The organism is Lentiprolixibacter sp., assembly GCF_982873095.1.
Map to the genome: position 1 here is coordinate 1 of NZ_CEYNTP010000232.1, position 4369 is coordinate 4369.

Here is a 4369-nt window from a genome sequence, read left to right on the forward strand (position 1 = left end):
CGCCGACAGTGCCAATTGATACATGACTTGCGTGATATCCTTAAGGCCGCAGAACAGGGCGACCAGAATTGCCGGCTTGCCCTGGAGATGAAGGCCTACCGTATCAAGAAGTTTATCGGGGCCTATACCGCGGCTATGAATGGCCTGGATGTACTGGTTTTTACAGCCGGTATTGGAGAAAACTCCCCTCAGGTACGGGAAATGGCATGTCGTGATCTGGACGTCCTTGGGATCCAGCTAGACCCAGACCGTAATAACAGTAAGGATAAGGGTAGTCGTGAGATCCATGCCCCCAAGTCCAGCGTTAAAATTATGGTAATCCCTACCAACGAAGAGCTGCAAATAGCCCGGCAAGCTTATGCGCTACTTTCCCGGTAACAATGAATCCAAAATAGGAGATATCCGGATTTATTGAGATTTACCTGATTCCATCAGGCCCGGGTGGAACTTTTTTAGAAAGGCATTTCGTGAAGAATCCATTTTCCGCATAAGTTCCAGCATGTCTTGCTGTTGCTCTTCCCAATTTCTGAAGAAGTAATCTTCTTCAAAAAAGTCTTGCATGAAAAGGGAATCCGCTTTGGGAAAGTAAGAGAAACGATCACGCCAGAGGAACAGGCTATCGCCTACAAAATCTGCACGGAAGAGATCCATAATACTGTCCAGATTCACCCTGACTGAGTCACCTTTGATATTGGAGTAGGACCATGAATAGACAGAATCGTACCGGATCAGGTTGCCAAATTCGTCATATTCCTTTTTTACCTCCCAGGCGCCTTTTGGGGTTTCAATTTCAGGTTTTGCTTCCTTTTCTTTTCCTTCTTGTTGCTCTTTTTGCTGTCCTGAACAAGCGGTTAGGCTCAATAGTACTATCAATGCAAGTGTAGTCTTCATGATAATATATTGTTTAGTTCAAAATGTGTGCTATACAATTAATTACGGGTTCTTTTCCTGTCCAGATTACTCCGGCCCCGATCCTGTTGTCTTCTGTGGTAATCATCGATCTTATCCCCTCGATAATCTCGGATCCGTCTGTAGCGGCTCCTTTCAAGATTGTACGACCTGTACCTGGGGGGCAATACCTTACGGCGGATCCATACTCCACCTTCAAGGTAAACATACATGCTGGAATGCAGGTCGTAATAGATGGTGAGGTCCGGAAAATACACATAGCGTACAAGCTCAACGCGATTGGGGTAGAACCACGGGGGTGGCGGATTAGCCGGACGGGAGGTGAAAATCACTGGTCCGCATCCCATTACTAACCAAAGACTTGTTGCAAGTAATATCCGATGTGTCTGTTGTGTACTACGCTTCATAGTGGATCATTTATATAAGGCAAAATAAATCCTGGGCTTTCTTCTTTGAAATGACCTAGATCATTTCACAGGAGATACTGAAAACTTACATTGACCACAGATAATTTAAACGTTTATAGTCATGACAGATAACAGTGGAAATGTATTGCTAGCATTATTGACTGGTGCTGCAATTGGAGCGGGAATCGGTATCCTGTACGCTCCAGATGAAGGAAAGAAAACCAGGAAAAAAATCAAAGACAAAGCCCTTGAGGCTAAGGAAGATTTTACCGACAGGCTCGTCCATGCCAAGGAAGAATTAACCAAGACCGCCAATGAAAAACGCGAAGCTTTTGAACAAAAATTGGAAGATACCTTATCTGACATGAGTTACAAAGCAGACGATATCATTGTAACCTTGGAAAGGAAATTGGATGAATTGAAGAAAAAGAATGCTGAATTCCAGAAAAACTAGAACATGGCTTTTGAAGAATTAAAGCATGATTTTTCAGAGATTGATAAGGAGGTGTCTGCATATGTAGAACACAGCCTGGAGTACGCCAAGCTCAAAAGTTTTAAGATCTCTATGGTATTGGTTACCTATTTTGTCAAAGTTTTGTTGATAGGGACCTTTGCCTTGCTGACCTTATTGTTTTTGAGCGTGGCGGCTTCTTTTGCCTTAGGCGAGGCCCTGAGTAATACCCTTTACGGATTCCTTGTAATTGGGGCAATTTATTTGGTGCTTGCCATTATGGGCTATTTATTCAGGGATAGGGTCAACAAACCTATACTGCGGGTGTTTTCGAAATATTATTTTGATGAATCATGACAAGGCGTTTTAATTCCTTTAAGGAGATAGATGAGCAACTAAAGATCCTCTCTCTTAAGAGGGAAATTGATAAGGAGTGTGCCAAGCTCAGGATCAATGATATTCGCACACACCTGTACCCCATCAACCTCATTCGCGGGGCGGATGGCGTGCTTACGCGTGTGATGGTGCCCTATGTACTCACCCGACTGATGAAAAAGATCAAATCCCGAAAACTAGAAGAGTAATACATGAAAGGCCACTGGAAAGTGGCTTTTTACTTTCCCCCTTTGTTGTACTGGTATACGGTCTACATTTCTTAATTTTCCGCCTCATGTATAGGTTTGCTTTAAATTAATGGCATATGAGCTTGGGATTGGTTTTATCCGGGGGAGGGGCACGGGGAATCGCCCATATTGGCGCCCTGCAGGTTTTCAAAGAGAAAGGTATTGTCCCTGATATGATGTCGGGCACAAGTTCAGGTGCCCTGGTTGCTGCCCTTTATGCTTCAGGCATGGAGCCTGAGGAAATCCTCAACTTTGTTAAGGAAACCGAGATTTATAGCCTGAAAAAATACGCCCGTAGCAAACCCGGCTTTGTAGACACCGAAAAGTTTTATGATCGTTTCCTGGACTACTTTAAAAAGGATTCCTTTGAAGTATTGTCTATTCCCATAAAAGTGCCTGCTACCAACCTCCTTGATGGAGGCCTGGAAGTGTTTAGTGAAGGGGAATTGATAAGGCCAATTCTGGCATCAGCGGCCTTTCCGGGGGTTTTTGCACCGGTTAAAATAGGCGATTCCTACTATGTAGACGGGGGGGTGCTGAACAACTTCCCTGTAGATTTGATCGCAAATGAATGCGAGAAAATTATCGGTATTTATGTGAACCCTTTTGAAAAAAGGACCTACAAGGATTTTAAACATTCCTTATCCGTACTCGAGCGGGCGTATCAGATCAGGACTGCAAACGATTCTCTTTCGAAGTTCAAACGATGTACCCTGGTGATTTCTCCCTCGGGATTAAAGCAGTTCAACATTTTCAACCTAACTGACCTGGATACCATTTATCAGTTGGGTTATGAAGCAGCCCTCCGCACCCTGGATGCCAGTGAATTTGTTCAGGAATAAGAATATAAATCAAAGAAAAGGCCTCCAAAGCACCTGGTAATTACATGGACAAGTCAGGTTTTGGAGGCCTTTCTCACTAAAACAAAATCGTCAAGAAATTTTCACCTTTTTGGGTGCTTTTTTCTTGGCTTCTTCTTTTTTCATCAAATTAAAGCTCAGAATACCATCTTTGTATCTGGCCTTAATTTCTTCTTCCAGCACATTTTCTGGCAACAATAAGGACCTTTCAAAAGCATTGTAGCTGAATTCTTTCCTTGTGAATTCTTCTTCCTTTTCTTCTTCTTCGAAGGATTTCTCAGCAGAAATTTTCAGGTAACCTTCGTCGATAGTTACATCAAAATCTTCTTTGGCGAAGCCAGGGGCAGCCAGTTCAATCTCAAAGTGATCATCCATTTCTTTAATGTTCAGGGCAGGTTCTCCTGTCCTGCCATTCCAGAAACGATCGCTTACAAGACCCCTTTTCCAGAAACGGTTGTCGAAAAAGTCTTCCATGTCAAAAAAATCCGAAGTAACCAAGTTCCCAAAAGGCCTTCTCCTTTGTTTAAATTTAACAAGTGACATGATAAATATTTTAGGGTTAAACTTCAATTCGGCTGGAAATCTAACTGATCCGGATTAAGTTTAAAATGATCTTGATCAGTCCGGCAGACAACATCTTCAATAAAATTTGACCAGGAGGCCATGAGAAACTCCTTAATAATCAAGATGTCTCTTTTAAAACCTGACAGAAGTCATAGTCAACTAGGTTGGGAAGATGTAGCTTTAAGAAGGATTACAAGGCGTATCCCCAAACAGGATGAGTAACGTAAATACTGTGATTATGCCAACAAAGGAATTGCTGAAATACAAGGCAGAAAATAATTTTAAGGACTTTTACGACAAGATCAAATCCCTGGTTCCTGAATTGGAAAGATTCATGGTAGCGAGTCTTAAAGTATCTGAAAACCAAGGGAAGATTGATCGGCAATTCTATAATGCAAGAGGAATGCTGGATGAAGTCTACCTGGAAGTGTTCGAAACCTTTTCAGAGGATATGGACCTGGAAGTATTAAAACGGCGCTTATTTGAGAAATCCGTTGAAAAGATCGATGAGCTGGTACAACTGGAGAAGGAATTTTCTACAGAAATCCATGCGGA

The 4369-nt window shown here is 42.5% G+C and carries 8 protein-coding genes and 1 pseudogene; 6 read left to right on the forward strand and 3 right to left on the reverse strand.

Going from position 1 to position 4369, the window contains the following annotated elements; all coding sequences use genetic code 11:
* Window positions 1–378: pseudogene (locus AC4E7D_RS12115) on the forward strand (acetate kinase); the annotation flags it as partial.
* Window positions 379–408: 30 nt separating this feature from the next.
* On the opposite strand, the gene AC4E7D_RS12120 reads toward AC4E7D_RS12115, so the two are convergent.
* Both AC4E7D_RS12120 and AC4E7D_RS12125 read right to left on the reverse strand, forming a co-directional pair.
* The gene (locus AC4E7D_RS12120) at window positions 409–891 is read right to left on the reverse strand and encodes a hypothetical protein (protein ID WP_490174052.1); all 483 of its coding nucleotides are present in this window, start codon (window positions 889–891) and stop codon (window positions 409–411) included.
* A gap of 38 nt (window positions 892–929) precedes the next feature.
* Window positions 930–1316 (reverse strand): hypothetical protein, encoded by a 387-nt coding sequence (locus tag AC4E7D_RS12125; RefSeq protein ID WP_490174053.1) that lies wholly within the window; start codon window positions 1314–1316, stop codon window positions 930–932.
* A 121-nt stretch (window positions 1317–1437) separates the two neighbouring features.
* Here AC4E7D_RS12125 and AC4E7D_RS12130 point away from each other — a divergent pair, with 121 nt between their 5' ends.
* From AC4E7D_RS12130 to AC4E7D_RS12145, 4 genes are all read left to right on the forward strand, one after another.
* The gene (locus AC4E7D_RS12130; RefSeq protein WP_490174054.1) at window positions 1438–1770 is read left to right on the forward strand and encodes a YtxH domain-containing protein; all 333 of its coding nucleotides are present in this window, start codon (window positions 1438–1440) and stop codon (window positions 1768–1770) included.
* Window positions 1771–1773: 3 nt separating this feature from the next.
* A complete protein-coding gene (locus tag AC4E7D_RS12135) occupies window positions 1774–2124 on the forward strand; it encodes a hypothetical protein (RefSeq protein ID WP_490174055.1) in 351 nt (116 codons plus the stop codon).
* Window positions 2121–2351: a DUF6327 family protein gene (locus AC4E7D_RS12140; RefSeq protein ID WP_490174056.1), complete on the forward strand. Its 231-nt coding sequence runs from the start codon at window positions 2121–2123 to the stop codon at window positions 2349–2351. Before AC4E7D_RS12135 ends, AC4E7D_RS12140 begins: the two co-directional genes overlap by 4 nt.
* Window positions 2352–2467: 116 nt before the next feature.
* Window positions 2468–3232: a patatin-like phospholipase family protein gene (locus tag AC4E7D_RS12145; RefSeq protein WP_490174057.1), complete on the forward strand. Its 765-nt coding sequence runs from the start codon at window positions 2468–2470 to the stop codon at window positions 3230–3232.
* 90 nt (window positions 3233–3322) lie between these two features.
* Here the strand turns inward: AC4E7D_RS12145 and AC4E7D_RS12150 are convergent, their stop codons facing one another.
* Complete coding sequence (locus AC4E7D_RS12150) at window positions 3323–3793, reverse strand: Hsp20/alpha crystallin family protein (RefSeq protein ID WP_490174058.1); 471 nt, start codon at window positions 3791–3793, stop codon at window positions 3323–3325.
* 259 nt (window positions 3794–4052) lie between these two features.
* On the opposite strand from AC4E7D_RS12150, the gene AC4E7D_RS12155 reads away from it, so the two are divergent.
* Window positions 4053–4369: hypothetical protein (locus AC4E7D_RS12155; protein WP_490174059.1), on the forward strand; the 317-nt coding region annotated here is incomplete at its 3' end.